General features: G+C 63.4%; 23 protein-coding genes. 12 read left to right on the top strand and 11 right to left on the bottom strand.

Annotation, left to right across the window (positions count from 1 at the left end):
• Window positions 1-106: 106 nt before the first annotated feature.
• Window positions 107-1,099, top strand: a complete 993-nt coding sequence (locus DOM36_RS00885) for a glycosyltransferase (RefSeq protein WP_198651155.1) — start codon at window positions 107-109, stop codon at window positions 1,097-1,099.
• The gene (locus DOM36_RS00880) at window positions 1,096-2,085 is read left to right on the top strand and encodes a glycosyltransferase family 4 protein (RefSeq protein WP_110640654.1); all 990 of its coding nucleotides are present in this window, start codon (window positions 1,096-1,098) and stop codon (window positions 2,083-2,085) included. The genes DOM36_RS00885 and DOM36_RS00880 overlap by 4 nt, the downstream gene beginning before the upstream one ends.
• Here the strand turns inward: DOM36_RS00880 and DOM36_RS00875 are convergent.
• The 3 genes from DOM36_RS00875 to DOM36_RS00865 are packed head-to-tail and all read right to left on the bottom strand — an operon-like array spanning window position 2,068 to window position 6,016.
• Entirely contained in the window at window positions 2,068-3,441 is a 1,374-nt protein-coding gene (locus tag DOM36_RS00875) for an O-antigen ligase domain-containing protein (protein ID WP_198651154.1), read from the bottom strand. The two genes, DOM36_RS00880 and DOM36_RS00875, sit on opposite strands and share 18 nt — an antisense overlap.
• A complete protein-coding gene (locus DOM36_RS00870) occupies window positions 3,396-4,808 on the bottom strand; it encodes a hypothetical protein (protein ID WP_110640652.1) in 1,413 nt (470 codons plus the stop codon). Before DOM36_RS00870 ends, DOM36_RS00875 begins: the two co-directional genes overlap by 46 nt.
• A complete protein-coding gene (locus DOM36_RS00865; RefSeq protein ID WP_110640650.1) occupies window positions 4,805-6,016 on the bottom strand; it encodes a polysaccharide biosynthesis/export family protein in 1,212 nt (403 codons plus the stop codon). Before DOM36_RS00865 ends, DOM36_RS00870 begins: the two co-directional genes overlap by 4 nt.
• A gap of 261 nt (window positions 6,017-6,277) precedes the next feature.
• Between DOM36_RS00865 and DOM36_RS00860 the strand changes: the two genes are divergently transcribed.
• The 5 genes from DOM36_RS00860 to DOM36_RS00840 all read left to right on the top strand — a co-directional run bounded on the left by DOM36_RS00860 (window position 6,278) and on the right by DOM36_RS00840 (window position 11,743).
• Window positions 6,278-6,829 (top strand): heme NO-binding domain-containing protein, encoded by a 552-nt coding sequence (locus DOM36_RS00860; protein ID WP_110640648.1) that lies wholly within the window; start codon window positions 6,278-6,280, stop codon window positions 6,827-6,829.
• Window positions 6,826-8,262, top strand: coding sequence for a sigma-54 dependent transcriptional regulator (locus tag DOM36_RS00855; RefSeq protein WP_198651153.1), 1,437 nt, complete (start codon window positions 6,826-6,828; stop codon window positions 8,260-8,262). Before DOM36_RS00860 ends, DOM36_RS00855 begins: the two co-directional genes overlap by 4 nt.
• Window positions 8,263-8,314: 52 nt before the next feature.
• The gene (galE, locus tag DOM36_RS00850; RefSeq protein WP_110640644.1) at window positions 8,315-9,298 is read left to right on the top strand and encodes a UDP-glucose 4-epimerase GalE; all 984 of its coding nucleotides are present in this window, start codon (window positions 8,315-8,317) and stop codon (window positions 9,296-9,298) included.
• Between the two features lie 233 nt (window positions 9,299-9,531).
• Window positions 9,532-10,071 carry a TetR/AcrR family transcriptional regulator gene (locus DOM36_RS00845; RefSeq protein WP_110640642.1) on the top strand — a complete coding sequence of 180 codons (540 nt, stop codon included), beginning with the start codon at window positions 9,532-9,534 and terminating at the stop codon, window positions 10,069-10,071.
• A 322-nt stretch (window positions 10,072-10,393) separates the two neighbouring features.
• Entirely contained in the window at window positions 10,394-11,743 is a 1,350-nt protein-coding gene (locus DOM36_RS00840; RefSeq protein ID WP_110640640.1) for an MFS transporter, read from the top strand.
• 27 nt (window positions 11,744-11,770) lie between these two features.
• On the opposite strand, the gene DOM36_RS00835 is transcribed toward DOM36_RS00840, so the two are convergent.
• The 7 genes from DOM36_RS00835 to DOM36_RS00805 form a co-directional block, all read right to left on the bottom strand.
• Window positions 11,771-13,135 (bottom strand): amidase, encoded by a 1,365-nt coding sequence (locus DOM36_RS00835; protein ID WP_110640637.1) that lies wholly within the window; start codon window positions 13,133-13,135, stop codon window positions 11,771-11,773.
• Window positions 13,132-13,815: a DUF2848 domain-containing protein gene (locus tag DOM36_RS00830; protein ID WP_110640635.1), complete on the bottom strand. Its 684-nt coding sequence runs from the start codon at window positions 13,813-13,815 to the stop codon at window positions 13,132-13,134. Before DOM36_RS00830 ends, DOM36_RS00835 begins: the two co-directional genes overlap by 4 nt.
• A gap of 31 nt (window positions 13,816-13,846) precedes the next feature.
• Window positions 13,847-15,127, bottom strand: coding sequence for a TRAP transporter large permease (locus DOM36_RS00825; RefSeq protein ID WP_110640633.1), 1,281 nt, complete (start codon window positions 15,125-15,127; stop codon window positions 13,847-13,849).
• On the bottom strand, window positions 15,127-15,735 hold the full coding sequence (locus DOM36_RS00820; RefSeq protein WP_075568366.1) for a TRAP transporter small permease: 609 nt from the start codon (window positions 15,733-15,735) through the stop codon (window positions 15,127-15,129). Before DOM36_RS00820 ends, DOM36_RS00825 begins: the two co-directional genes overlap by 1 nt.
• 75 nt (window positions 15,736-15,810) lie before the next feature.
• A complete protein-coding gene (locus DOM36_RS00815; RefSeq protein ID WP_110640631.1) occupies window positions 15,811-16,857 on the bottom strand; it encodes a TRAP transporter substrate-binding protein in 1,047 nt (348 codons plus the stop codon).
• A 74-nt stretch (window positions 16,858-16,931) separates the two neighbouring features.
• Window positions 16,932-17,726: a putative hydro-lyase gene (locus DOM36_RS00810; RefSeq protein WP_110640629.1), complete on the bottom strand. Its 795-nt coding sequence runs from the start codon at window positions 17,724-17,726 to the stop codon at window positions 16,932-16,934.
• Between the two features lie 173 nt (window positions 17,727-17,899).
• Window positions 17,900-18,799: a LysR family transcriptional regulator gene (locus tag DOM36_RS00805; RefSeq protein ID WP_075568363.1), complete on the bottom strand. Its 900-nt coding sequence runs from the start codon at window positions 18,797-18,799 to the stop codon at window positions 17,900-17,902.
• Window positions 18,800-19,181: 382 nt separating this feature from the next.
• Here DOM36_RS00805 and ilvD point away from each other — a divergent pair, with 382 nt between their 5' ends.
• The 4 genes from ilvD to DOM36_RS00785 all read left to right on the top strand — a co-directional run bounded on the left by ilvD (window position 19,182) and on the right by DOM36_RS00785 (window position 23,450).
• Window positions 19,182-20,906, top strand: a complete 1,725-nt coding sequence (gene ilvD / locus DOM36_RS00800) for a dihydroxy-acid dehydratase (RefSeq protein ID WP_110640627.1) — start codon at window positions 19,182-19,184, stop codon at window positions 20,904-20,906.
• Between the two features lie 253 nt (window positions 20,907-21,159).
• Window positions 21,160-22,341, top strand: coding sequence for a methionine synthase (locus tag DOM36_RS00795; RefSeq protein WP_110640625.1), 1,182 nt, complete (start codon window positions 21,160-21,162; stop codon window positions 22,339-22,341).
• Between the two features lie 82 nt (window positions 22,342-22,423).
• The gene (locus tag DOM36_RS00790) at window positions 22,424-22,864 is read left to right on the top strand and encodes a hypothetical protein (protein WP_110640623.1); all 441 of its coding nucleotides are present in this window, start codon (window positions 22,424-22,426) and stop codon (window positions 22,862-22,864) included.
• Between the two features lie 91 nt (window positions 22,865-22,955).
• Window positions 22,956-23,450 (top strand): metallophosphoesterase family protein, encoded by a 495-nt coding sequence (locus tag DOM36_RS00785; protein ID WP_341864688.1) that lies wholly within the window; start codon window positions 22,956-22,958, stop codon window positions 23,448-23,450.
• 9 nt (window positions 23,451-23,459) lie between these two features.
• On the opposite strand, the gene DOM36_RS00780 is transcribed toward DOM36_RS00785, so the two are convergent.
• Window positions 23,460-24,674 (bottom strand): PQQ-dependent sugar dehydrogenase, encoded by a 1,215-nt coding sequence (locus DOM36_RS00780; protein ID WP_110640621.1) that lies wholly within the window; start codon window positions 24,672-24,674, stop codon window positions 23,460-23,462.
• A 168-nt stretch (window positions 24,675-24,842) separates the two neighbouring features.
• Between DOM36_RS00780 and DOM36_RS00775 the strand changes: the two genes are divergently transcribed.
• Entirely contained in the window at window positions 24,843-25,943 is a 1,101-nt protein-coding gene (locus tag DOM36_RS00775) for an AbrB family transcriptional regulator (RefSeq protein WP_232823685.1), read from the top strand.
• Window positions 25,944-25,971: the final 28 nt, after the last annotated feature.

Genomic DNA, 25,971 nt, shown 5'->3' with positions numbered 1-25,971 from the left:
GGCGGTATTTTTTCAAGTTATTGATTTTTAATGAAAATTAAAGTTGGCATGGTTTTTGATACTCAAAGAGAAAGCCCCTCTCTTCACTACGCTTGGAGTAACCGTCATGACCCTGCCCATCTTCTCCGTCATCATGCCCGTCTACAATGTGGAAGCTTTCGTCGGCGAGGCGATCCAGTCAGTGCTCGATCAGACGTTCCAGGATTTCGAGCTCATCATCATCGATGATGGCTCCCTCGATCACAGCATGCAGGTATGCCGCGCATTTTCGGATGAGCGCATTCGCATCGTGACCCAGCGCAATCGGGGGCTCGCGGGGGCCCGTAACAGTGGCATCGCGGTGGCACGCGGCCGCTATATCGCGCTGCTGGACTCCGATGATCGCTGGGACCCGACCAAGCTCGCGCTGCACTTCATCCACCTCAATGCCGACGAGTCGGTCGACGTCAGTTATTCCGGCTCTCGCCTGATCGACGCCGAGGGGCGTCCGCTCGGCGTCAGCCAGCAGCCCCGGCTGACCGGTGTCGAGGCCCGCCACGTCCTCACGCGTAACCCGGTGGGCAATGGGTCAGCGCCAGTGATTCGGCGCCGTGCCCTGGATCACGTCGCCTTTGTACACCCGCAGGAGCGCGGACGCCTGTGCTGGTTCGACGAGAGCTTCCGCCAGTCAGAGGACATCGAACTGTGGTTGCGCATGATCGCGGGGTCCGGCTGCCGTTTCGAGGGCATCGAAGGCCTGCTCACCGACTATCGCATCGTCATCGGCGGGCTCTCCTCCAATGTGATCCGCCAGTACGAAAGCTGGGAGCGGGCGATCTCCAAGGCACAAGATTACGCGCCTGCACTGCTGGCTCGTCACGGCGCGCGGGCCCGGGCTTATCAACTTCGCTATCTGGCCAGACGGGCGGTGCAGCTGGGAGATGGCTCCTTCGCCGTGGCGCTGATGCGTCAGGCGCTGGCGGCCAGCCCCTGGATCGCGCTGCAGGAGCCCGTCAAGACGCTCGAGACCAGCCTTGGCGCGATGGCGGCACGCTGGCTGTCACGCGAACGCTTCACCATGCTGTTGAGTCGCCGTCTGGGTACCGAGGTGACGGCATGAAAACGCTCGAGATCGTCCATCTGCTGGACGATGTGTCACCCGGCGGCGTCATGCAGGCCCTGGCCATCTTCGAGCATCCTGCCTGGGTCGGTCGTCTGCGCTGCCGAGTGGTGACGGTGAAGCCGGATCATTCGCTGGCGTCGAGGCTGGATGCGGATGTGATCATGACTCACTTTCCGCCGCGCTGGCGGGCGCTGCCCTTCCTGGTGTCGCTGCGGCTGCGCAATCGTCACGCTCGGCTGATCCATATCGAACACAGTTACACGCGCTCCTGGGCGGCACATCACGTACCACACTTCTGCCGTTTTCGGATGATGTTGAACATCGCCGCTCGCTTGTTCGACCGCATCGTCTCGGTGTCGCAGGGGCAGTCGCAATGGTTGACCGAAGCTGTTGGGATCGCGCCACAGCATGTGCAGGTGGTGTCCCCCTGGAGTGATGTCCCCGCGCTGAAGGAGATGCCCCCCTCGGACTGGCAGGGGCAGCGCCCGCTGGTGGTGGGAGCCTATGGTCGCTTTGATCGGCAGAAAGGCTTCGAGCGGCTGATCGCCCGTTTCCTGACACTGGACCCCGCACGCTATCAGCTAAGGTTGGGAGGAAGCGGCGCTGAGGAGCAGGCGCTGCGATCCTTGGCGGGGGAGGCGCCGCACATTCATTTCGTCGGTCAGGTCGACGACCGTGCCGCTTTTCTGGGCGCGTGTGACATCATCGCCGTGCCATCGCGCTGGGAAGCCTTCGGCCTGGTGGCGGCCGAGGCCCGACAGGCGGCTAGGCCGATCCTGGTCGCGGGTGTGGATGGCTTGCCCGAACAGGCGGCCAGGGCCGGATGGGCAGTGGATTTCGATAGCGAACAGGGGCTGCGCACCTGTCTTCACAACCTGACGCCGCGGGAGCTGGTGGCCATGGGCTTGTCTGCGCGGGCCTCCACGCAGGGCCTCGTCGACGATCGGCTCCTGCGCTGGCGTGAGTTACTGCCGCTCGACTGAGTCTCCCTCTGGCGTGGGCACATCGCCTTGCCATCGTCTCTCTGGCGGCTCCTGCCCCCCAGTCGTCGCCGCACCGGTGCCTTCCTGGCGGCGCAGGGCAGCCTGCCTCGCCGCGATACCGACGATGACTAGGGCCGGCCAGTAGAGATAGCTCAGGATCTCCAGATTTTCGCCGAAGCTGTAGAGGGTGAGCAGCAGCAGCATGGCCAGGGCGACGCGACCGATCGGTTGGTAGAGTGCCAGCCGGCCCGCCATCCAGAAGCTCGCCGCCAGTGGAATGGCCAGGGCGATCGCCCCCAGTAAGCCTTTGACGAACAGCAGACCATACCAGCTATGGTGGCTCCCGATCGGCATGTATTCGACCAGGTGGGGGCCGTTTTCCACGATGCCATGGCCGAACCAGGGCGCCTCGTTTTGCCAGCGTTCGATGGCGATGCGGCCCAGGGCAGCGCGTACCCGACTGGAGTCGGCACGAGCGCTGGTGAAGCGCTGTATGGCCTGGTCCATCAAGCCCTGTATCTGGGGCGACAGCAGTCCCAGCAGCAAGATGGCGGGGGCCGCGGTGAACCAGGCCCATGGTTGGCGCAGGCGACTGACACCGAACGACACCGGCCAGACGATCGCCAGCGCCACCAGCGCCAGTCGCGATTGGCAGAGTAGCGCGATCAGCAGGCCCGCCGACACCCCGATGACTTTCCAGCCCAACTGCTTCTCCTCCAGCGCGCAGAGGATGTGCACCACCGCGATCATCCCGGCCGCCGGCGACCAGGGCGCGAAGAATTGCCAGCGCGGCACGCCGGTTCCCGGCTCCAGCGTATACAGGATCACCGCAAAGTACTCTGGCCCCGAGCCGCCGACGATCTTGAGTGGCGAGACATACAGCAAGCCTGGCAAGCCCGCGAACGGCGCGACCAGGAAGAGCGGGATCAAGATCAGTGTCTGTAGCCCCAGACGGCAGACGGCCCGGTAGATCACCTCGGGGCGCACGGGCAGCAAGGCGCCGGCCAGCGGGAACAGCGCCAGCAGTGCCCAGCCCTTGGCCCAGCCGATTGAGGACTTAATAGTCTTGCCGGTGCCCAGTTCATTGAGCAGATGCCCGACGATCAGGATCGCCAGCATCGCCAGCATCCCCAGCAGCCAGATGAAGATCACCGGATGGGGCGGCGGCGGGCGCCACGACGCGGAGTCTGCCGGCGCCAGGTACAGCGTGATCGCCGCCATCGCCGTCAGAATCCAGGCCATGGCTGGCCCGGCGATGTACAAGCCGCCGAGCAGCCAGAGCAGCCAGGTGCTCTGAATGGCGACCGAGATCAGCCTTTCGGCAGCAGTAGTTTGATGATCGGCTGGCGTAGCCATAGCAGCAGGAAGCCCATGATGACGAAGATGCTGGCGACCACGCCGCCAGCCACCGCGAGCACCGTCGAGGGTGACGACGGGGCGTTTGGCAGCGAGGGCGATTCGAAGGTCTGGACGAGCGGGTAGGAGGCGAAGGGATCCGACTTGTTGGTGTCCAGCCGGGCCAGGGCCGAGGAGAAGACTGCCTCGGAGATCCGCTGCTCCCTGAGCAGATCTGACAGGCCGGCGGCCATGGTCACCAGATCGCCATGATCCTGGTTCTCGCGTCGAATCTGCTGCTGAATCTCCGCCAGCTCGGCGTTGATGCCGGCCACCCGGCCTTCTGCGCTCAATAGCTCATCGAACAGTCGGGCGCGGCCTTCGCTCACCGAGAGGTCGACGAAGCGCTGCAGGGTTTGGGTCGGCAACGCCGTGAGAGTCTCACCGCGCGCCAGCATCGCCTGCAGCAGGGTATCTTTCTGGGCCCTGAGTTCGGTCAAGCGCAGATGGCGATCGCCCAGCGTGGCGCGATCCTGATTCCAGTCGGTCAGTGCGATGGCGTAGCGCGACAGCAGCGACTGAAAGATCGGATCGGCCTTCAGCAGCAGCGCGCTACGCGCCTCTGCTAGGGATACCTGCAACAACCGGCTCAGGCGCTCGGCCGTGGCCCGGTAGCGCTCCAGCTCGAGCCGCGCGCTGCGTTTCTGCGCCTCCAGGTCATCGACGACCCCCAGGCGCTGATTGAACTGCTCGAGCGTTGCCAGCCTCGCCTCCCCCTGGAACTCGAGCACCCGCCGCTGGGCTTGCTGCAATTTCTGCTCCAGCTCCTGAAGCCTGCCGAGGTCGGCGGTCTCGCGCTTCTCCGCTTCGTCCTGTCGCAGGCGCTCCAGGCTGGCCAGGAAGCTCTGGCGCAGTGCTTCGAGACGTGTCTGTGCCAGCTCGGGCGTCGGACCTGTCATGGCGACCATGATCAGGTTGGTCTGATCGACCAGTTTCACACTCGGGTTGGGGAGCCTGTCGCCGCCATCGTCGAGGCGCTGAGCGCCACGCTCGAGCACGAGATCCGAACTCAGCAGACGCTTGTAATTCTCCGTTGGGCTCAGCGAGGGGGTGGCAAAGGCGGAGCTCGTCTGCGATGACGCCTGGCCGATGGACTCCAGGTTGATCGAGCCGCCGACACCCGAGCCGGGCAGAATCAGGGTCATCGAACTCTTGTAGCTGATCGGTGCCAGTATCAGATAGGCAGCCAGCAATCCCCATATCATCAGCATGAAGGGAGCGATGGCGACGATATAGCGACGATAGCGGCCTGCCGGCGGCAGCCCATCTCGAACGAACCACCAGAGACGCAGCAACCGGCGCGGTGAAGGTGAATTTTTATCAGTCATGGTGCGGCATCATGAATGAGAATGACGGTGGCTGCCGGTCCCAGAGCTTCGCCTACCATCGACACGGCGTCCCTGACGTTCATCCAGCGGCTGTCATAACAGGCGAGCGCGTCGCCGGGCATCAGATAGGGGTTGATACGATCCCGGTCCTGGCGCTCCAGCATGTTCTCGATATCGCGGTCGATGACCACGGTGGTGTCATCGAACGGATTGGTGGAGATCAGAATGGCCTGGCGATGCGCATTCATCGCCGAGCCACCGACGCAGTTCGCGGCGACCAAGCCCTGCAGCAGACGAGTGCCATAGGGCAGGCTGGTCGACTCCTTGCCGATCGCCGAGGTGGCATTGCTGGGGGCGGGCCGCGACAGGTTGGACATGAACACGCGTATCCCGGGTGGCGTGACCGGCGTCGGGCGCACGAGAGCTGCGTCGAAGCAGTGTGTGCTGGGCACCTCGACGCGATCTCCGGGCGCCAGTCGCATGTTGGTGGAGCCCGTGCCCTGGATCAGTCCGGAGAGATCGACGCTCGTCCATTGGTCGCCACGAATGATTCGGACGTCACCCAGGTTGGCATCCGGTCGCGCGCCGGCGGCAGCCATGATCGCCGATGACAGGTTGCGTCCCAGGTTGGCATCCCCTGCCGTCGGGCCGTCGCGCTGGCCGATTCGACTCTCGGCCGGGCGTTCCCCGATGCGAACGGTGCCCTCGTTGAAAACCGCCCCCCTAACCGAAATCGAGATTCCGGCGCGCTCCACCAACGAGACGGCGGCGACACGCGGTAGCGGCCGGACCAACTGCTCCTCTACGAGCATGTCGCTCAAGCGTGCCTCGACCTCGGCGATGGAACGTCCCGTCGTGTCGATCACCGGGAGGCTTGGCAGTGCCAGGCGGCCGAGTTCATCGATGACATACATCTTGGAGAGGTCACCCGGGTCACCCAGCACATCGACGCTGAGGCGGTCGCCGGGCGCGAGACTGGCGGGTTCGGCGCGCATTTGCGCCATCGGCACATACGTTTTGCCCTCGGAAGGAGGAGGCGTCATGTCAGGCGTACATTGGCGCTGGTAGGACTCGATGTCCCACTGTTGCGGCATCCACAAGGCGCCATCCCGGTTTTCGGGCGTAGGGGCGGAGGAGCAGCCTCCCAGCGCCAGTGCAGCGGTAATGATCCACGCCGTGATGCGTGTGCGGTAAAGGTCTTTCTGCATGCATACCTCTCTATATGATCAATCATTGTAGAGAAGTCGGAGCGTAAAGGAATCGGTGTGTTATTAGATGTTAGGCGGTACTCCGCTTGTCTTTTCGCAAGTTGCAAACTCATTGGTGCCGTTTGCGAAGCCTCTTCTTTCAAGTTGCTAAAAAGAGGGCTTTCTTACCGCTATTTCTGCGCCTAAATATTGGCATCGATATTGCAATAGCCTGTCATTAACTCCGATTCCAAATCTACTTAGGGTGCAAAAAGGGTCATTATGAAAGGATTGATCTTTGTCGAGCTGATGAATTTTCTCGATGAACAGCTGGGAGAAGCCGTCACCGAGAGGGTGGTAGAGACGGCATCACTGCCCAACGAGGCCGCGTTCACAGCGGTCGGTAATTACCCCAGTCACTACGCCTCGGATCTCGTCGCGGCGGCAGCCGGGCTGGTCGGATACGATGCCGTAGCTATGTGCGAAGATTTTGGCCGTTTTCTCTTCTTGCGTTTCGAGAAGCGATTTCCGCTTCTGCTGGAGCGTTACAGCAGCGCCCGCGAGCTTCTCGAACACGTGCAGGGGCATATCCACGAGGAGGTCAAGGTCATTTACCCTGATGCCTCGCCACCGCAGGTGGAAACAGACAGTGATATAGAGGGATATACCGTGACTTATCGTTCACATCGCGGCTTTGCCCATATCGCTTATGGTCTAGTCGCGCAGTGCATCTCATTCTATAGTGAAGAGAGCGACGTTTATTGGAAGTCAGACAGTACCGCGACTGACGCGTGTTTCATCATCCGGCCCAGAAAAGGTATCTATCCCCTATGATGGAAAGCACTCGGGTTTTGATCGTCGAAGACATCGTGTCTCTGGCGCTTACCTATGCCAGTCAATTGGAGGCCGCCGGGTGCCAGGTCGAAGTCGCCGATAATGGAGAGAAAGCCCGATATTACATCGAGGCTGGTCAACGAGAGCAACAGCCATTCGATGTCATTCTGCTCGACCTGAAATTGCCGGACGTCGACGGTCTGGACTTTCTGGCTGATGCGCCGGAGCTGACCCAGAGCGCCAGCGTTATCGTCATCACCGCGGATGGTTCCATCAACCGGGCCATTCAGGCCATGCGCCTGGGCGCATACGACTTCCTGGTCAAGCCGGTCTCGGTCGAGCGTTTGACGACCACCGTGAAGCGCGCTGGCGAGCGACTACGTCTCGAGCAGGAAGTGCAGGTGGCGCGAAGCCTGCAGCGACGTGAACAGTTCCAGGGGTTCATTGGCGGCTCCGATGTCATGCAGGTCGTGTATCGCGCTATCGAGAACGTCGCCAACTCCAAAGCCACGGTGTTTATTACTGGCGAAAGCGGAACGGGCAAGGAAGTGGCGGCCGAGGCCATTCATGAACTCAGTCAACGGCGATCGGGGCGTTTCGTCGCGATCAACTGCGGCGCCATACCGGAAAACCTGCTCGAGTCCGAACTCTTCGGACATGTCAAAGGTGCCTTTACCGGCGCGCTGGAGAACCGCACGGGGGCTGCCAGGGAGGCTAGTGGCGGTACGCTGTTTCTGGATGAAATCTGCGAGATGGAGCTGAAACTACAGGTCAAGTTACTGCGCTTTCTGCAGACCGGCATGGTGCAGCCGGTGGGGAGCAATCGTGCCGTGCCGGTGGATGTACGCGTGGTCTGTGCCACGAACCGCGATCCTTTGACAGAGATGAGCGAGGGGCGTTTCCGCGAGGATCTCTTCTATCGGCTCTCCGTGCTGCCCATCGATCTGCCACCACTACGCCAGCGCGGTGGCGATGTGGTGTTGCTGGCTCAGGCGTTCATGGCGCGTTTCTCCGCTGAGGAGGGCAAGGCGTTCGAGGACCTCGATGATGAGACGCAGCAAACGCTGCATCAGTACAACTGGCCGGGTAATGTCCGAGAGCTGCAAAACGAGATTCGCAGGGCCGTGGTGATGAGCGCCGGCAACAAGCTCTCTCTGTCGCATCTGGGGGCTGGCGCCACAGTGCCGACAACCTGTGCGAAGCTGGCTGAAAGAGAGTCCAGTCAGATAGATCTTTCGCCAGACGCTGATGATGCCCTGACGGGACTCTCTTTCCAGGGGCTGACGCTCGAGCAGATCGAAAAAATGGCCATCGAAAAGGCCATCGCCAACAATGGTGGCAGTGTGCCCGGCGCTGCACGTGATCTCGCCGTCAGCCCCTCCACGATCTACCGCAAGCTGGAAAAATGGTCGTTGACCGGGACTTCCTCCTAGATTTTGGACGAAAAGTCGACGAGGGAAGTCCGGGTCTAGGCACGAGGTGTAAATGTCCAAGGGTAAGATTCTGATCGTCGGTGGCGCCGGTTATATCGGCTCACATATGGTCGAGCATCTGCATCGATCGGGATATCAAGTGACGGTTCTGGATAATCTCTCCACGGGACATTCCGATGCCGTCGTCAACGCTGAGCTGGTCGTCGGTGACCTGGGAAATAGAGAGGTGCTAGGGCGCCTCTTTCGAACCCGTGGCTTCGATGCCGTCATGCATTTCGCGGCCTTGAGTGAAGTCGGCGCGTCCATGATGCAGCCCGAAGCCTATTATCAGAACAATGTGGCCAAGACCCTATCGCTGCTCGCGGAGATGCGTTCTCAGGGCTTGGATAAGTTCGTTTTCTCGTCGACGGCTGCGGTCTACGGTGATGCTCAAGAGGGCGCCATCGGGGAGTCGAGCGATACCTCGCCGATCAATCCGTATGGATGGACGAAGCGCTTCGTCGAGCAGGTCCTGCGTGACTACGCTCACAGCTACGCTTTTCGCTCCATGATCTTTCGCTATTTCAATGCGGCAGGTGCCGATCCCGAGGGGCGGTTGGGCGAACGTCACGATCCCGAGACGCACCTCATTCCGTTGCTACTTCAGGCCGCTTCCGGTCATCGGGCGAACTTTACACTATTCGGCCGCGATTACTTGACGCCGGATGGCTCCTGCGTCAGGGACTTCATCCACGTCGACGATCTGTGTCGCGCGCATCGTCTGGGACTGGAGGCGCTGTTACGGGGAGAGCAGGGCGATGTCTTCAATCTGGGGAGCGGTGTCGGCTACAGCGTCCTGCAGGTCATTGAATCGGTCCGGCGCGTGACCGGGTGTGAGGTCGACGTCAAGGCCGCTGACCGCCGTGCCGGTGACCCGGCATATCTCGTCGCTGATGTGGCAAAGGTCGAGCGCGCGCTGGGGTGGTGTCCGCACTACTCGTTGGACGAGATGGTGGCTCACGCCTGGCGCTTCGAAACCGACGCGGCAACAAGATAGCGACGGCGGGAATCGGCCGTCGATCCTGGCACCCTAGGCAAGCGCGACACGACGGCGGGGCTNNAGCCCCGCCGTCGTGCGTCTGGGGTAGTGCCCGCCAGCGTGCTCCGGCTGGTGCGTGCGCAGCACGCCACCGACAGCGATCACCGAGTCATGAGCGGGCCGGCATCTTATCATCGTTGATCGGCGCATCGATGCTTGTACGTGTAAAGTGATCGTTTTACACTCAGTGCATGGACATTCGCACACGACTCATTTCGGCCGCCGAGCAGCTCTTCGATCGCCACGGCTTTACCGCCACCGGGATGGACCGGCTGACCCAGGCCGCCGGCATCTCCAGCCGCACGCTCTACAAGCACGTCGGTAGCAAGAACGGCCTGATGGCCGCGGTCCTGAACGAGCGCGACCGTCGCTTCCATCGGCGAATCGACGCCGTCAGCGTCGATGCGCTGTTCGGCGCGCTGGAAACCTGGTTCGCCGAGGAGGGCGCAAGAGGATGCCTGTTCCTGCGGGCCTGGGGAGAAACCGGGGGTGGCGTGCCGGAGATCGCCGAGGCGATGGCCCGGCACAAGGAGCGCCTGCGGCAACGCATCGACGACATCGTCGTGGCGGAGATCGGACACCGCGACGACGAGCTGGCCGAGGCGATTCTGCTGCTGTTCGAAGGCGCGACCCACGCCGCGACCTATCGTGGCGGTGCGGCCGTCGATGGTGCTCGCCGGGCAGCACGGCGGTTGATCGCAGGCGCGCGCGCTGAGGGAAGCACTGCATAAATGCCTACGCGGGCGAATCGCTGCGTTGCGCGGTGCTCGAAGGCTTGCCTAACCCCATGTTATGTCTCGCCTTCTGTGCTCCGTGCGTCTTGCGCTTCATCCCGCTCGCCGATTGATTCAGCGCTTCCTTCGCGGATTCCGCTCGGGAAAGCCCTGGCAGTCTGGCTAACCATCCCTTGATGGTCTGACAACACCACGGCGCGATTCTCCGGTTCAAGGCCGGCGGATTCGCTACGACTGCAAGGAAAACGATCATTTTACATCACGACTGTCGTCTGGACGTTTCGGTAGCGTCCACCACTTCAGCAAGGAGGATTCCGATATGAACCGCCAGGAACTTCGACTCATCGTTGCCGGCACAGCGCTGATTGGCGTGAGCTACGGTTTGGCGCGCTTTGCCTACGGGCTGTTTCTGCCCAGCATGCGCGAGGACGTCGGGCTGAGTTCGGCCATGGCCGGGGCGATCGGCAGCGGTGCCTACGTTGGCTATTGTCTCGCCATCGTGGCCAGTGCCGTGCTGGTGGAGCGTTTCGGCGCCCGGCTGATGGCCGTCGCCGCCGCCCTGATCGCGGCGGCCGGCATGGCGGTCGTTTCGATTAGCGAGAGCCCGCTGTTGCTGGCCGGTGCCATTCTGCTGGCGGGAACGAGTACCGGGTTGGCCTCGCCACCCATGGCCCAGGCCGTCGCGCGCGCGATCCCGGAAGCCCGCCAGAGCCGGGCCAACACCATCATCAACGCCGGGACCAGTCTCGGCGTCGCGGTCTCCGGCCCGGTGGCATTTCTCGCCACCGGCCAATGGCGAGTCGCCTACGCCGCGTTCGCGATCACCGCATTGGTGAACGCCGTGCTATTGCTCCTCAGCGTACCGCGACCCCCGGCCACCGAGAAGCGTGTCAACGTCGCGCCCAAGGCAGGCAAGGCTTCTTCCCAGCAAGAGGGTCGTCAGAACCGAGGCCGGCTATGGCGAGCACCGGCATGGCGAGTGATGTTGGCCGCAGCGGGCACGGGAATCGCCAGTGCCGCCTACTGGACGTTCTCGAGCGAAGCGGTCGTCACGCAGGGGAATTTCGATCAGACGGTGGCCAATATCGTCTGGATTCTGATCGGCGTTGCAGGTCTGGTCGGGGGGCTGGCGGGGGATCTCGTCAAACGTTTCGGCCTCGACGTCGTTAATCGCGGGTCGCTCGGCGCAATGGCGCTCTCGCTCTGCCTGTTGGCACTGATGCCTGCCAGCCTGCCGGCGATGCTCGTTTCGGCGGCGCTTTTCGGTGGCGCTTACATCATGCTTACCGGGGTCTATCTGGTCTGGGGGATCCGGCTCTACGCGGACCGGCCCGCCATTGGTCTTGGCCTGCCGTTTCTGATGATCGCCGTGGGCCAGATCGTCGGCTCGCCGCTGGCCGGCTATCTGATCGGCAGCCGGGGATACGCCTTCTGCTTTGTCGTCTTTGCGCTGATTGCCGTGGCGACGATGCTGGTTGGATACCGGGCGGACGAACCGCGGAGCGACGCGGCAACGGATCGAGGCGATTTCGCCCGGCGAGATGAGCCACGAGCCCAGCAGCCTTCGATCCCTCGCTTCTATATGCCGGCCATGCCGCCGCTGGGATTGATCGAAAAGATCGGTCGGAGGTTCAGCGGCGGGCTCGGCTCCGGTACCGACAGACCTTGAAGCTGTCGAGGGGCGGCTCTGAGCGGATCAGTCTCCCAGCATCGCTTCCACGACTCTCGCGTGCTGCAACAGCGCGGCATCGTCGCCCTGAGGCCGCGACAGCATCAGGCCGATCGGCAGTTCGGCGCCGGCCGCGAAGTAAGGCAGCGAGATCGAAGCCGCGTCGAGATAGTTGAAGACGCTGGTGTTGCGCAGCGCCAGCCGATTCGCCCGCTGGAACGCGGCGGCATCGTTCTCGAGCTCGGCCCGCCGTGGCGGAAGCGTCGCCACCGTGGGCAGCAGCACTGCATCGAAGCCGGCCATTTCGTGCTCGAAACGTCGTTGCCAGTTCGCTCTCGGCCAGAGGCGCTGAAGATAGTCGGCGGCACTGATATCACGGCCGCCATTCAGACGTTCGGCGATCAGCGGATCGTATTCGGCCTCCGCATGCGCGAGCTGCTCACGGTGCAGCGCCGCCGCTTCCGGCACGACCAGTCCACCTTGCTGATTGATCGCCAGCGCGCCGTCGACGGCCGCGAACGGCAGGCGCTCGATGCAACACCCCCTGGCTTCGAGGGTAGCGACGGCCGCCTCGAAACCGTCGCGAACCGCGTCGTCGAGTTCGCTCAGTAATCCGCCTTCGGCGATCGCCAGCCGCAGCGGGCGCGGCCTAGCATCCAGCGGCGGCATCGGCCGTTCGGCCAGTACCGACCACAATCGCGCGCAGCAGTCGACGCTGGGCGCGATCGGGCCGACGCAGTCGAGACTCGGGGCGAGCGGGTAGGCGCCTTCGCCGGGCACGGTTTGCTGACTGGGCTTGAAGCCGGTCAGCCCGCAGAACGCGGCGGGAATCCGCAGCGAACCGCCGGTGTCGCTGCCCAGCGTCGCCGCGGCGAGGCCGAAGGCGACCGACGCGGCGCCGCCGGAGGTCGAACCGCCGGTGATGCGCTCGGCATCGAACGGATTGGGCGGCGTGCCGTAGTGTCGATTGAGACCGAGCCCCGAGAACGCGAACTCGCTCATGTTGGTGCGTCCGGTCAGCAGCGCACCGGCGCGGCGCAGACGTTTGACCGCGGGCGCATCGTCGGTGGCAGGCTTGCCGTTACCCAGCACCCGGGAGGCGGCTTTGGTCACCTCGCCATGGACATCGAACAGATCCTTGATGCTGATCGGCAGACCGGCCAGCGATTCGGCCAGGTGGACTCGCATCAGCCGGTCACGCAGCTTGTCGGCATCGAATTGGATGAAGGCCGTGGCGGTGACGTCGGCCTGTGACTGGGCCCGCTCGATCAGCGCCTCGAGCGCCTGGGCGGGGGTGAAGGCGTTGCCATCGACCGCCGCCTGCCAGTCGGCCAGCCGGCGTTGCCGAGGAGGGAAATTCCAGAACGCCTTGGCGGCATCGAGCTGACTCATTGGGCTACCTCGAGTTCGATCACGGTGTAGGCGTGGCTCAGACGACGGTTGAGGACCGGATCGTTGAGCGTCATCGAGAAGCAGGCGCTGGGGCGGATGCCGCCGATCGCCGGCACCGTTCCGCACAGCAGCAGCGTATTGGGCGCGAGGAATTCCCCCTGCTTGAGGGCGGCGGGCAGTTTGGCTAGCAACGTCTCGACATCCAGCAGCTCGGCGAGCGTGCCTTGCTGGTAGGTGACGGTGTGACCGTTCTCCTCGATCTCGCTCGAAAGCTCCAGCGAGTCCCAGTGCTCGCGAATCTCCTCCAGCGCCCACGCCTGCGTGGCGACCGGCTTGGCACAGAGCTGCTTGGACTCTGCCACGCCCACGGCTTCCAGCTTGCGGTCAGTGTGATCGGAGGCGAGCGTCACCCACAGCCGGCCGTCGCCATCGCTGACGAGACAGACTTCGGCTTCGCCGGAGCCCTCGCCGCCGAGCATCTCGACGTTTTCCGCCTGGGTCAGCAGTTGGGCGCTGGCGCGGTAGAACAGCGGCACGCTCGACGGCGGCTTGACGCCGATGGCGGCCAGCTCGTCGATGTGATGCTGGACACCGGCCTGATCGCGGCCGGCCCAGCCGGCGATGGCCAGGCGTTGCGGGGTGACGCTAAGGGAGCCTTGGGGCGTTTCGAAAGTCAGCATGAGATAGGTTTCCGCATTCGATGGATAAGAATTACAGCGAGTTCGGGAGCCATAGCGCGATGCTCGGAAAAGCGATCAGCAGTACGGCCATCACCAGCATGGCGGCAATGAACGGTAAGGTACCGATGATCACGTCGGAAAATGGCTTGCCGCGACGCGATGCCTGCACGATGTAGAGGTTGAGGCCGACCGGTGGCGTAATCAGCGCCATCTCGACGAACAGGATCATGACGATCCCGAACCACACCTTGTCGAAGCCCGCGGCGAACAGCAGCGGCGCGATGATCGGCAGCGTGATCACCATCATCGACAAAGTCTCGATGAAGAAACCGAGAATCACCAATAGCGCCAGCACGCAGAGCAGCAATCCCATCGGCGAAAGATCGAGCTGGGTCAGCAATTGGGTCAGCTGGTTGGAAAGGCCGGCGGATGCGAGCGCGAAGTTGAGAAACGAGGCCGCCAGCATGATGAACAGAATCATCGAGGTGGTGCGCACGGTGTTGTCGAGGGCTTCGGTCAACATGCGCCAGTCCAGTCGCCGATTGAACGCGGCGAGGATCAGCGCTACCACCACGCCGATGGCGGCGGCTTCGGTGGGCGTCGCCCAGCCGGTGTAGATCGAGCCGACGATGGCGACGAACAGGATCAGCAGCGGCAGCAGGAACTTCAGGTGGCGCAGGCGCTCCGGCCAGCTCGAGTGACTGCGTGGCCCCCCGAGCGACGGCTTGATCGCGCAGAACAGGATGGCCGTCAGCATGAACAGGCCGGTCAGCAGCAGCCCCGGCAGCAGCCCGGCAACGAACAGCTTGGGGATCGAGGTTTCGGTCAGAAAGCCGTAGACGATCAGATTGATCGACGGTGGAATCAGGATGCCCAGCGTTCCGCCGGCGGCAATGCTGCCGCAGAAAAGCCGCGGGTGATAGCCGAGCTTGTCGCCCTGCGGCAGCGCCACAGTGGAGATCGTCGCGGCGGTGGCCACCGACGATCCAGAGGTGGCCGAGAACAGCATCGAGGTCATCACGTTGGCATGCAGCAGACCGCCGGGCAGCCAGGAAAGCCAGTGATCCATGGCGCGATAGGCGCGCTCGGCGATACCCGCACGCACGATGATTTCGCCCATCAGCACGAACAGCGGTATCGCGATCAGCAAGAACGAATCCGCTGCCGACCAGAGATTCTGCCCTAGCGCCCGCATCAGCGGAAAGAACGAAAAAAACTGATCGACGCCGAAGGCGAGCAGGAATAACACAATGGCGACAGGGATGCCGGTCAGCAGTAGCGCCAGAATTCCGATCGAGAGATAGAGCAGCATCAGGATTTTCCCCTTGCTGTCGCGGTTTCGAGGTCGCCAGCTTCCTGCTGATCGGCGTCATGACCCATGCCGATCAGCGTATGGATCGTGGCACTGTCGCCCTGCGTCGCGGCCAGCAGGGCGCGAATCGCGAGCACCGCCGCCGAAAGAGCAAACCAGGTGTAGCCCAACACCCAGACCAGCTGCGGTATCCACAGCGGCGTCGACAGCGGCGTATTGGCGGTGGTGTGGTTGGAAAGCGACCCCGAGAACACTGGCCAGGCGTGGATGACGATCATCCAGCCGACCAGATTGACGGCGAGGATCGAGAGCAGGTCGAGCGCGGCGCGGGCGGCGATCGGCAGCTTCGAGTAGCCGACGTCGATGCGGATATGGGCACGTTCGACCAGCGTATGCGAAAGGCCCCAGGCCGAGAGAATGGCAAGGACATAACCGGCATACTCTTGCACGCCTTCGAAGGAGTGACCCAGCAGTTTGCGGCTGACGACCTCGATAATGACCAACGTCACCACGGCAAGCAGTAGCAGGCCGATGAGGCGAGCAGCCCAGCGGGAGATTTGACGCACAGCGTGCACGAGCACGTCGACCAGCGAAACGAGAGAGAGCATGTTGGATACCTGCATCGCGGCCCGGCCGACGCGCGCTGGCGCCGGCCGGAATGAGCGGGATTTAGGTGGTGCTGGTCACTTGACGATGGGAAGCGCGACCAGCGGTGCGACGTTCTCGTTCCAAAGTGAGATCGTCTCGTCGTCGATGCGCGATGCCCAGCTCGGCAGTACGGCGTCGACCAGGGCCTGATGGGCACGCTCGCGGTCGGCATCGGTCACCTCGACCAGATTCATGTCGCCCGGATCGCCATGTTCGCAATCGCCGTTACCGGTCAGACAGGCAATGCCCTGCTGTTCGTCCTTGGCCAGATTGTTCCAGACCGGATCGACGAAACCAGGTTCGATCTGGTCTTCGATGATCTGCTTGGTCTCATCGTCGAGTGAGCCCCAGGTATCGTTGCTGACCGCGGTGATGACTGTGTCCCATCCGCCGATGGGCAGCGGCAGCAGATAATCGGCGACATCCTGCCAGCCGGAGTTGTAGCCGGAGAGCGAGCCGGTGACGGCACAGTCGATCACGCCGCGCTCCAGCGCGCCGGGGACCTCGTTGAAGGCCATGACCGTGCTCTGGGCACCGATAGCGGAGAGGAACTCCGCCGTGGTGCGGCCACTGGCGCGAACCTTCTTGCCCTGCAGATCGCCGAGGCCAGTGATCGGCGTATTGCAGAACACCACCTGCGGCGTGTTGGGCGCGATCGCCAGCACGTGCGCATTGTAGTGAGACTGCATCGTCTTTTCGGCGATCGGCATGAATGCCTCGCTGACCTCGCGTGCCTTGACGGGATCGGTGGTCATCATCGGCAGATCGAGCCCTTCCAGCGCCGGCGCCTCGCCGCCGACATAGTCCGAGAACGTCATACCGACATTGAACAGGCCGTTTTTCAGATAGGTGAAGACATCGCTGCCTTCGATGCCCATCTGATCGAAGGTCGTCATCTGGACCTGGATCTGACCGTCGCTGGCCTTGGGCAGGGTCTCGGTCCAGAACGGCTTCTCGAAGTTCTTGTGCAGGGAGACCGCGCTCCAGGTACCGACGACATTGAGGCTGGTATCGGCGGCGGCGCTCTGGGCAAGGCCGACAGTCAGGGCGGAGAGCGTGAGGCCAAGCAGTGTCTTCTTCATGGGAGTCTCGCTTGTTGAGGTTGTTTTACGAGCCTTCGGCAGCGGCGGGCAGCGTGACCGCCGCGATATCGCCGCTACCGATACTTGAGGCGATAGTTGGGAATGTCGGTGATCAGCATGTGACCCGGGGCATGGGCCATGGCGAAGGGTAGCTTCGCATTCATCAGCGCGACCTGCGGCGTCACCCCGCAGGCCCAGAACACCGGAATATCGCCGGCTTCCATCACTGGCGCATCGCCAAAGTCCGGCCGGTGGATATCGTCGATGCCGATCAGCTCCGGTCGCGCCAGATGCAGTGGGGCGCCATGAACGCTGGGCATGTCGGTGGTGATCTGCACCGCGCGGATGGCATCGGCCGGCGGCATGGCGCGCATCGAGACGACGTAGCTGCCGTGGAACGGGCCGGCGGGTATCAGCGGAATACGGGTTCGGTACATCGGTACGATGGTGCGCGCGGCCATGTGGCGAACCGGCACGCCCTCGGCGAGCAGCGGCTCCTCGAACGAGAACGAGCAGCCGATCGAGAAGGTCACCAGATCGTCGCGCCAGCGAGAGACCAGATCGGCTGGCTCGTCGACCAGTTCGCCATGTTCATAGACGCGGTAGCGGGGTACGTCGGTGCGCAGGTCGATCGCGTCTCCCAGTGCCTGCGGATGAAAGCTGCCCGGTTCACTGACATCGAGTACCGGACAGGCAGCTCGATTGGCCATGCAGAAACGCAGGAAGTCGCTGGCGTAGGCCTCGGGGATGATGACCAGATTGGCCTGGGCATAGCCCTTGGCGATACCGGTGGTCGTGTTGGGCCAGTCGCCGCGGCGGATAGCGGCGCGTGCATCGGCTGGAGAGACGATAGCGTCGAGAGAGAGCATCTTGTCGATCCTGATTGTCATTGTCGTGGCAGCTTTGGCCGACAGAGCCGGACGCCACCTTATGCAATCCAACGCTATGAGTTCATGGCGCATCAATCCAATCGATTTTTATGATGCCTTTTCATCGGCAAAACCTTTCAATGGCCGGGTCCATCGGCAACGCCCTGTCAGTGTCAGGCGTGCTCGCGCTGGTCCCGCTGGCCGAGTTCGATCGCCAGGTCGATGACGCCATCGGCCAGTGCCTTGTCGATGTGCTGCGGCCAGGAGGCCGCGAAGTCCAGCCGTGGCAGATCACAGGGCAGCGTGACGAGCTCGCCGCGGGCGATCTCCTGTTCGACGATGCGGGGCGGAATGGCACCGACGCCGATACCATCCAGCGCCAGGCGCACGATGGTCCAGACTGAGCCGGAACAGTGCAGTTTGATCCGCTCCAGGCGCTGTTGATGCAGCAGAGACTGCAGCTCCCGATAGGGGCGGCTGTCGCTGGCAAAGGTGATCAGCGGCGTGCCGCTGCGTTCCAACGCTGCCAGTGAAAAGGTGTCGGGATCGAACCCTAGGCACGGATTGACGATCAAGCCGGTCGGGTAGTGGCATAGCGGACGACTGAGTATGTCCTGGGCGTCGACCGCCCCCAGCGTGAAAGCCATGTCGATCTGGCGATTGAGCAGCCGGTTGGCGAGCCCCGGCGTGCCATCCACCTCGAGCTGAAGCGTCATGTCGGGAAAGCGGTCGGCGAGCTCGGCAATGAACGCCGGCAACCAGCTGTGAGCGACGGTCTCGACCACGCCGAGGCGCAGCACCCCCTGGAAAGGGTTGTTGGCCTCGAGCATCGCCATCGCTTCCTGGCGCGTCTCCAGCATGTGCTGAGCGTGGCGGTAGAACTGTCGACCCTTCGGCGTGGGCTGGATCGGGCGCTGGGCGCGATCCAGCAACGGCCCGCCGACGAAGTCCTCGAGCCGGGCAATACGATCCGAGATGGAAGGCTGGGTCAGGTGCAGGTGCTGTGCGGCAAGACGAAACGATCCCAGTCGCACGATCCAGACGAAGGCCTCGATTTCCTTGAAGTCGAACATGACGGGGTCGCTCGGGTCGCGGTAAAGGTAAAGGTAAAGGTAAAGGTAAAGGTAAAGGTAAAAAGAAACCGGTTGCCCGCCAGTATTGCATGGATGATCTGGCCGGGGAGATGCGCGATTTCCGCCATCGTCGGATGTCCGCGCGCGCTTCGGGCCGCTACAATGGGTCACCCTTTCTGTATCGGACGCGTCCGACTGGCTTCACGAGAGCCGCTTCACAAGAGCCATCGCGTCCGTGCATTGTCATCTGACCGTGACACCTCGATGCACGCCGACCGTCATCTTTTTCTGCATCACTTCAGCCGGCATGGGTCGTTCAACTTCTGCCCGACGTGGTAGCCGGATTGCCCGCGAGGCGAACAGACGAAAACAGGAGCGCTTGATGAGCCAGGATTCCCCGGACGACAATTTTCCCGCCAACACCGATCACCGACGTCGCCACTCCGCCAATGTCGTGGATGGCCCCGGCAAGGCTGCCAGTCGCGCCATGCTGCGGGCGGTGGGCTTCACCGACGAGGATTTCAAGAAGCCCCAGGTCGGTATCGCCTCGACCTGGAGCCGCGTGACGCCGTGCAACAGCCACATCAACGTGCTGGCCGAAGCCGCCAGTGACGGTGCCGATGCCGCTGGTGGCAAGGGCGTGATCTTCAACACCATCACCATCTCCGACGGTATCGCCAACGGCACCGAGGGCATGAAGTACTCGATGGCCTCGCGCGAGATCATCGCCGACTCCATCGAAGCCGTTTCCGGCTGCGAGGGCTTCGACGGCGTGGTCGCCATCGGCGGCTGCGACAAGAACATGCCCGGCTGCATGATCGGCCTGGCGCGTCTGAACCGCCCCAGCCTCTTCGTCTACGGCGGTACCATTCAGCCGGGCGCGGGCCATACCGATATCGTCTCGGTATTCGAAGCGATGGGTGCCTACTCCCAAGGCAACATGTCGCGGATCGAGGTCAAGCAGATCGAGGAGACCGCGATTCCCGGGCCGGGTTCCTGTGGCGGCATGTACACCGCAAACACCATGGCGTCGGCGATCGAGGCGATGGGCATGAGCCTGCCCAATTCCTCTGCCCAGGAAGCCGTCTCCCAGACCAAGAACGACGACAGCCGCGCCGCCGGCGAAGCCGTGCTCAAGCTGCTCGAGCTGGATCTCAAGCCCTCCGATATCATGACTCGCGAGGCGTTCGAGAACGCCATCACCGTGGTCATCGCCCTCGGTGGCTCCACCAACGCCGTGCTGCACCTGCTGGCGATCGCCAATACCGTTGGCGTCGAGCTCTCGCTCGATGATTTCACCGAGATCGGCAAGCGCGTGCCGGTACTGGCCGATGTGCGCCCGAGCGGCCAATACATGATGAGCGAGCTGGTGGCGATCGGTGGTATCCAGCCGATGATGAAAATCCTGCTCGACGCGGGCCTGCTGCACGGCGATTGCATCACCGTCACCGGCAAGACGCTGGCCGAGAATCTGTCCGGCGTGAAGCCGTATCCGCTCGACCAGCAGATCATCAAGTCGCTGGACGAGCCGGTCAAAGCGACCAGCCATCTGCGCATCCTCTACGGCAATCTGGCGCCGGAAGGGGCGGTGGCCAAGATCACCGGCAAGGAAGGCACGCGCTTTACCGGTCGTGCCCGGGTATTCGACTCCGAAGAGGAAGCGCAGGCGCGGATCAACGATCTGACGGTGGTCGCCGGCGACGTCGTGGTGATTCGCTACGAAGGGCCGAAGGGTGGCCCCGGCATGCGCGAGATGCTGACGCCGACCTCGGCGATCATGGGGCGTGGCCTGGGTGACAAGGTGGCGCTGATCACCGATGGCCGCTTCTCCGGTGGCAGCCACGGTTTCGTGGTCGGTCACATCACCCCGGAAGCCTTCGTCGGCGGCCCCATCGGCCTGGTTGAAGACGGCGACGAGATCACCATCGATGCCGAGAACGACGTCATGACCGTACACATCGACGATGCCGAGATGGATCGTCGCCGAGCGGCCTGGAAGCGCCCGGCACCGCGCTACACCCGCGGCACCCTGGCCAAGTATGCCAAGACGGTCAGTTCGGCTTCCAGGGGCGCGGTCACCGACCTGCCCGAAGCGCTGGAAGACTGAGACGTCGGCCAGCGGTTCGCTGGCCGTGTCAGTGAAACCGACGCCCCGGTGCTTTGCATCGGGGCGTTTTGCTGTCAGGCGTTCGTTCGATCTGATCGTGAATTGAATTCATGATCGAGCTGCATAAGTTTCATGTGCTCGCGGGCCTATCATCGCCGGCGCTTGGGTATCCTTGGCGACCTACGCTTTCGACGGCTCGGCGCATGCCGATCTTCATGCTGTTCGAGCCGCACAACCCCATCAGGGAATGATCATGAAAACCAGTCGCGACCGAATCATCACGACACACACCGGCAGCCTGCCCAGAACTCTCGAGCTGTCGAAGCTGCTGGTCATGCGCGAGCAGGGCAAGTCGGTCGACGCCGCGACGTTCGATGGCGAGGTCGCACGTTGCCTGGATGGCGTGATCGGCGCGCAGCTCGAGGCGGGGCTCGACAGCATCAATAATGGCGAGGCGCCGCGCGTCGGCTTTTCGACCTATGTCACCGAGCGCATGACCGGCTTCGGTGGTGAAGGACGGCGCAAGCCGACGCTGGATATCCAACGTTTTCCCGGCTACGCCGAGCACATGGCGCGCCAGATCGGGGTTTCGGAGGATCTGGCCAAGGTCTGGAACACGCCGCTGGCCCAGCGCGCCGTTCAGTACGATCCGACACTGGCCGGCGTGAAGGCGGAACTCGCGTCGTTCGATGCCGCGCTCGCCCATCGTGCCCGACCGCTGGAAACCTTCCTGACCGCCGCGTCACCGGGCGTCGTCACCACGACCATGCTGCGCGCGGAGAACAATCCCGACTATCCCACCGACCGCGACTACGTGCTGGCCGTCGCGCGCGAGATGAAGCAGGAGTACGAGGCCATCGTCGCTGCCGGCCATGTGCTGCAGCTCGACGCGCCGGATCTGGCCATGGAGCGGGTCATCATGTTCGGCGATGACGATTTTGGTACGTTTCTCGAACGGGTCGAGTTGCACGTCGAGGCGATCAACCTGGCGCTGGAGAACGTTCCGGCCGACAAGGTGCGTCTGCATGTCTGCTGGGGCAATTGGCAGGGCCCGCACCAGGACGACGTGCCGGTGGCCGAGCTGCTGCCGATTCTCTACCGCGCCAAGGTCGGGGCGTTGAGCATTCCGCTGGGCAATCCGCGTCATGAGCACGAGACCGTCTCGTTCAAGACGCATCCGTTGCCGGACCACATGCTGCTGATGCCGGGCGTGATCGACGTCACCACCAACTATCTCGAGCATCCCGAAGTGGTCGCCAACCGGATCTGCGCCTCGGTCGAGGCCATCGGTGATCGCGAGCGGGTGGTGGCAGGCACGGACTGCGGCTTCGGCACGTTCGCCAGCTACGAGTTCGTCGCCCAGGACGTGGCCTGGGCCAAGCTCAAGGCGCTGAGCGAGGGCGCGGCCATCGCCACCCGCCGGCTGTGGGGCTGAAAGAGAACCGCGACGATTTCCGTGCAGTGATCGGGGGCACTCCTATACTGCAGGGGCAAACGGCACAACAGGGAGAGGTGCAATGTCGACCAAATGGATGAATGCCGGGCTGGGGCTGGGGCTGGGGCTGGCGCTGGGCGCCATGTTGATCGCCGGTAGCGCGGTGGCACAGGAGCTGGATGGGCAGGGCGACAAGGACAAGTCGTCAGGGGCTCAGGTCGGTGAGCAGCAAGGCGCGCACGAAACAGAGACGCAAGCGGAGGGAGCCCCCAAACTCGCCAGGGAGTGTCTCGATCTCGCGCTGCAGGAAGACGAGGGTAGCGAGACATTCCGAGGCAATTCCATCTACGAGAACAACGCCAAGGAGTACGAAGCCGAGGAGCTCGAGAAGGGGGATACCTTCGAGCTGCTGGTCGATCTGCTTGGCGAGGGTAACGCCAAGTACAACCTGACCTGCGAGATCGATGCCGACGGCAACATGACCTACAAGGGTATGGGCGAGTCGACCAGCGTCAAATCGTGAAACGGACTCGTGCAACGTTGCAGGCGGCCCCCCGGGGCCGTCTGCGTTTGCACTCCTCGACCGGCCACGGCTTTTCATCAGGAGGTCATTGGTGAGCATCCCCGCAGACATCGTCGAGACGACGTCTCCGGTCGGCGTCATTTCGGATACTCACGGGCTGCTGCGTGACGAAGCGCTGGCACTGCTGGCGGACTGTCATCCGTTGATTCACCTGGGCGACGTCGGTGATCCGGCGATTCTCGAGCGTCTCTCCGGGCTCGCGCCCGTCTTCGCGGTCCGTGGCAATATCGATCGCGAAGGCGAGTGTGCGACGCTGCCGTCGCACCGGCGTCTGGTGGTCAATGGGCACGATCTCCAGCTGGTTCACGACATTGCGGACATCGACGCGCAGATGGCATTCGAGGCCGTGCTGCACGGCCATTCGCACAAGCCGCGCAACGCGTGGCGAGACGAGGCCGCCGGCCGCCAGCTGTGGTTCAACCCCGGGGCGGCGGGCAGGCGCCGTTTCCGCTTGCCGATCACGCTCGGCAAGCTGTGGATCGATGCCGACGGCATCCGCAGCGCGATCATCCATCTGCCGCTGTGAGTTCGGAAATCACTCGTCTTCGGGCACGATCCGGATCAGCGCGCCGTTGCTGGCATCCGTCAGCACCCACAGTGCGCCGTCCGGGCCTTCCGTCACGTCGCGAACTCGGCCAAGCGACGGCAGCAGACGCTGCTCGCCACTCACCCGTTCGCCATCGAGCGTGAGCCGCACCAGGCCGCCGGGGGAAAGCGAGGCGATGATCAGATCGCCCTGCCAGCCGGGGAAGCGCTCCCCCTCGTAGAAGGCCATGTCACCCGGCGCGATGACCGGATCCCAGTAGTAGACCGGCTGCTCCATCCCTTCCTTTGCGGTCAGCCCGTCGCCGATCGGTGCGCCGCTGTAGTCCTCGCCGTAGGTGATTACCGGCCAGCCATAGTTGTTGCCGGCCTCGGGACGATTGAGCTCGTCGCCTCCTTTCGGGCCGTGCTCGATCGTCCATAGCCGGCCACTGGTCGGTTCCAGTGCTGCACCCTGGACGTTGCGGTGGCCGTAGGACCAGATCTCGGCCAGGCCCGCGTTGCCGTCGGCAAACGGGTTGTCCTCGGGAATCGAGCCGTCCGCGTTGATCCGTACCACCTTGCCCAGATGCGCGTTCAGATCCTGCGCCAGCTGACGCGGCTCGGGCAGTGAGCGCTCTCCGAGCGTCACGTAGAGCCGGCCCTCGGCGTCCCACGTCAGCGTGGAACCGAAATGCTTGGTGGAATCCCATGCCGGTGTCTGGCGGAAGATCACCTCGACGTTCGTCAGTCGGCTGTCATCCTGGCTGAGCACGCCGCGAGCGACCGCCGTACCGTTCTCGCCGTCTCCCCTGGGCTCCGCGTAGCTGAAGTAGATCCGACGGTTGCCGGCGAAGTCAGGATCGAGCGCCACGTCCAGCAGGCCGCCCTGGCCGCGGGCGTCGATCTCCGGCAGACCCTCGATCGGGGCGGAGAGCGTGCCGCTTTCCAGATCGACGGTACGCAGGCGGCCGGGACGCTCGGTCACCAACGCCATGCCGTTGTCGACAAATGCCAACCCCCAGGGATGTGCCAATCCTTGCGCTATCGTCGTCGGGGTCAGCGCGATCCGGTCCTCGATCGCGGGGGCGCGGGTCTGGCCTTCGAATGCCGGCGTCTGCCCCGGCGCGTTGGGCGGGCCGCTCTGCACGGGTTCCTGGGCTAGCGTCTCGCCGCTCAGCGATAGCAGTAGAGCGGTACTGGACGAGGTCACGAGATTTCGAATCATGTCGGTCTCCACGGCGTGAGGCTGGCATTACGGTTCACTGTTGACTGTAGCAGCCTTCTTCCGGCGGCGAGTCTCGTCACCGTGTCAGGCCGGACATGAAGATTGTCGACAAACGCTGCCTATGGTCCATGAGAATTGATATAGTTAGCCTTTTACTGGAGTTTGATCTTGTCCGCCGACTCGCCCGCGCCACGCTCACCCCTGTTCCGCGCTCCCCCTCCCACCTGGATGCGCTGGCTGCTGCTCGTCCTGTGCTGCGTCATTGCCAATCGACTGCTGGATGCGGTGCATATGCCGGCTGGCGGATTCATCGGCCCCATGGCGGTCTCGATCGCTTACGGGGTGATGATCGGTGGCCTGAAACTGCCGCGGATCGGCTTCAAGCTCAGCCAGGGCGTGATCGGCGTACTGATCGCCCAGACCTTGACCCTGTCGGTGCTGTTCAAGATCCTCGACTCATGGCCGGTGATGCTGATCGCGACCGCCATCACGCTGTTGCTGAGTCTGATCGTGGGAATCGGTCTGGTGCGCTACGGTGGGCTGCCGGGCTCCACCGCTGCCTGGGGCACGACCCCGGGCGCCGCCGCGGCGATGGTGGCGATGGCCGAGGAGAGCGATGCCGATCCGCGGATCGTGGCGGCGATGCAGTACGTGCGCGTGGTCTGCGTGGTGCTGATAGGGGCGCTGGTCAGTCACTATCTCGGCGTGACCGATAGCAGTGGCGCGGGCCATGCCGCCAATCTGCCAGCCAGCCTGGGAGATCTGGGAAACTTCGCCGTCACGCTGCTCGTCGTCGTCATCGGGGTGTGGGTGTTCGATCGGCGCCTCCCCGCCGGCGCACTGCTGGGGCCGGTGGTGGTTGGCAGCGTGCTTCATCTTTTCGGGGCGATCACCATTGTGCTGCCACAGCCGCTGCTGGAGCTGGCCTACGGGATCATCGGCACCTATGTAGGACTACGCTTCGACCGCGAGACCATCCATAACATTGCCCGCGCCCTCGGCAAGATGATTCTCGCCTCGCTGATCCTGATTGCGCTTTGCGCCCTGTCGGCCTGGTTGATGACCGTGCTGATGCATACCGAATTCATCACGGCCTATCTGGGCACCAGCCCCGGCGGTCTCGATTCGATGACGATCATCGCCATCGATACTCATGCCGACGTTGGACTGGTGGTGGCCTTGCAGACGTTGAGGCTGTTCACCGTCGTGCTGGTAGGGCCGGCCATGGCGAGGTTGGTGGCGCGGTTTGCACGGCCTTCGACGATCTAGATTTGCCCTGACAGTGCTACGCTCTGTC

This window comes from Salinicola sp. CPA57 (assembly GCF_003206035.1).
GTDB lineage: Bacteria > Pseudomonadota > Gammaproteobacteria > Pseudomonadales > Halomonadaceae > Salinicola > Salinicola socius.
The sequence above is the reverse complement of the archived record's forward strand: the minus strand, read 5'-3'. Positions and strand labels throughout refer to the sequence as shown.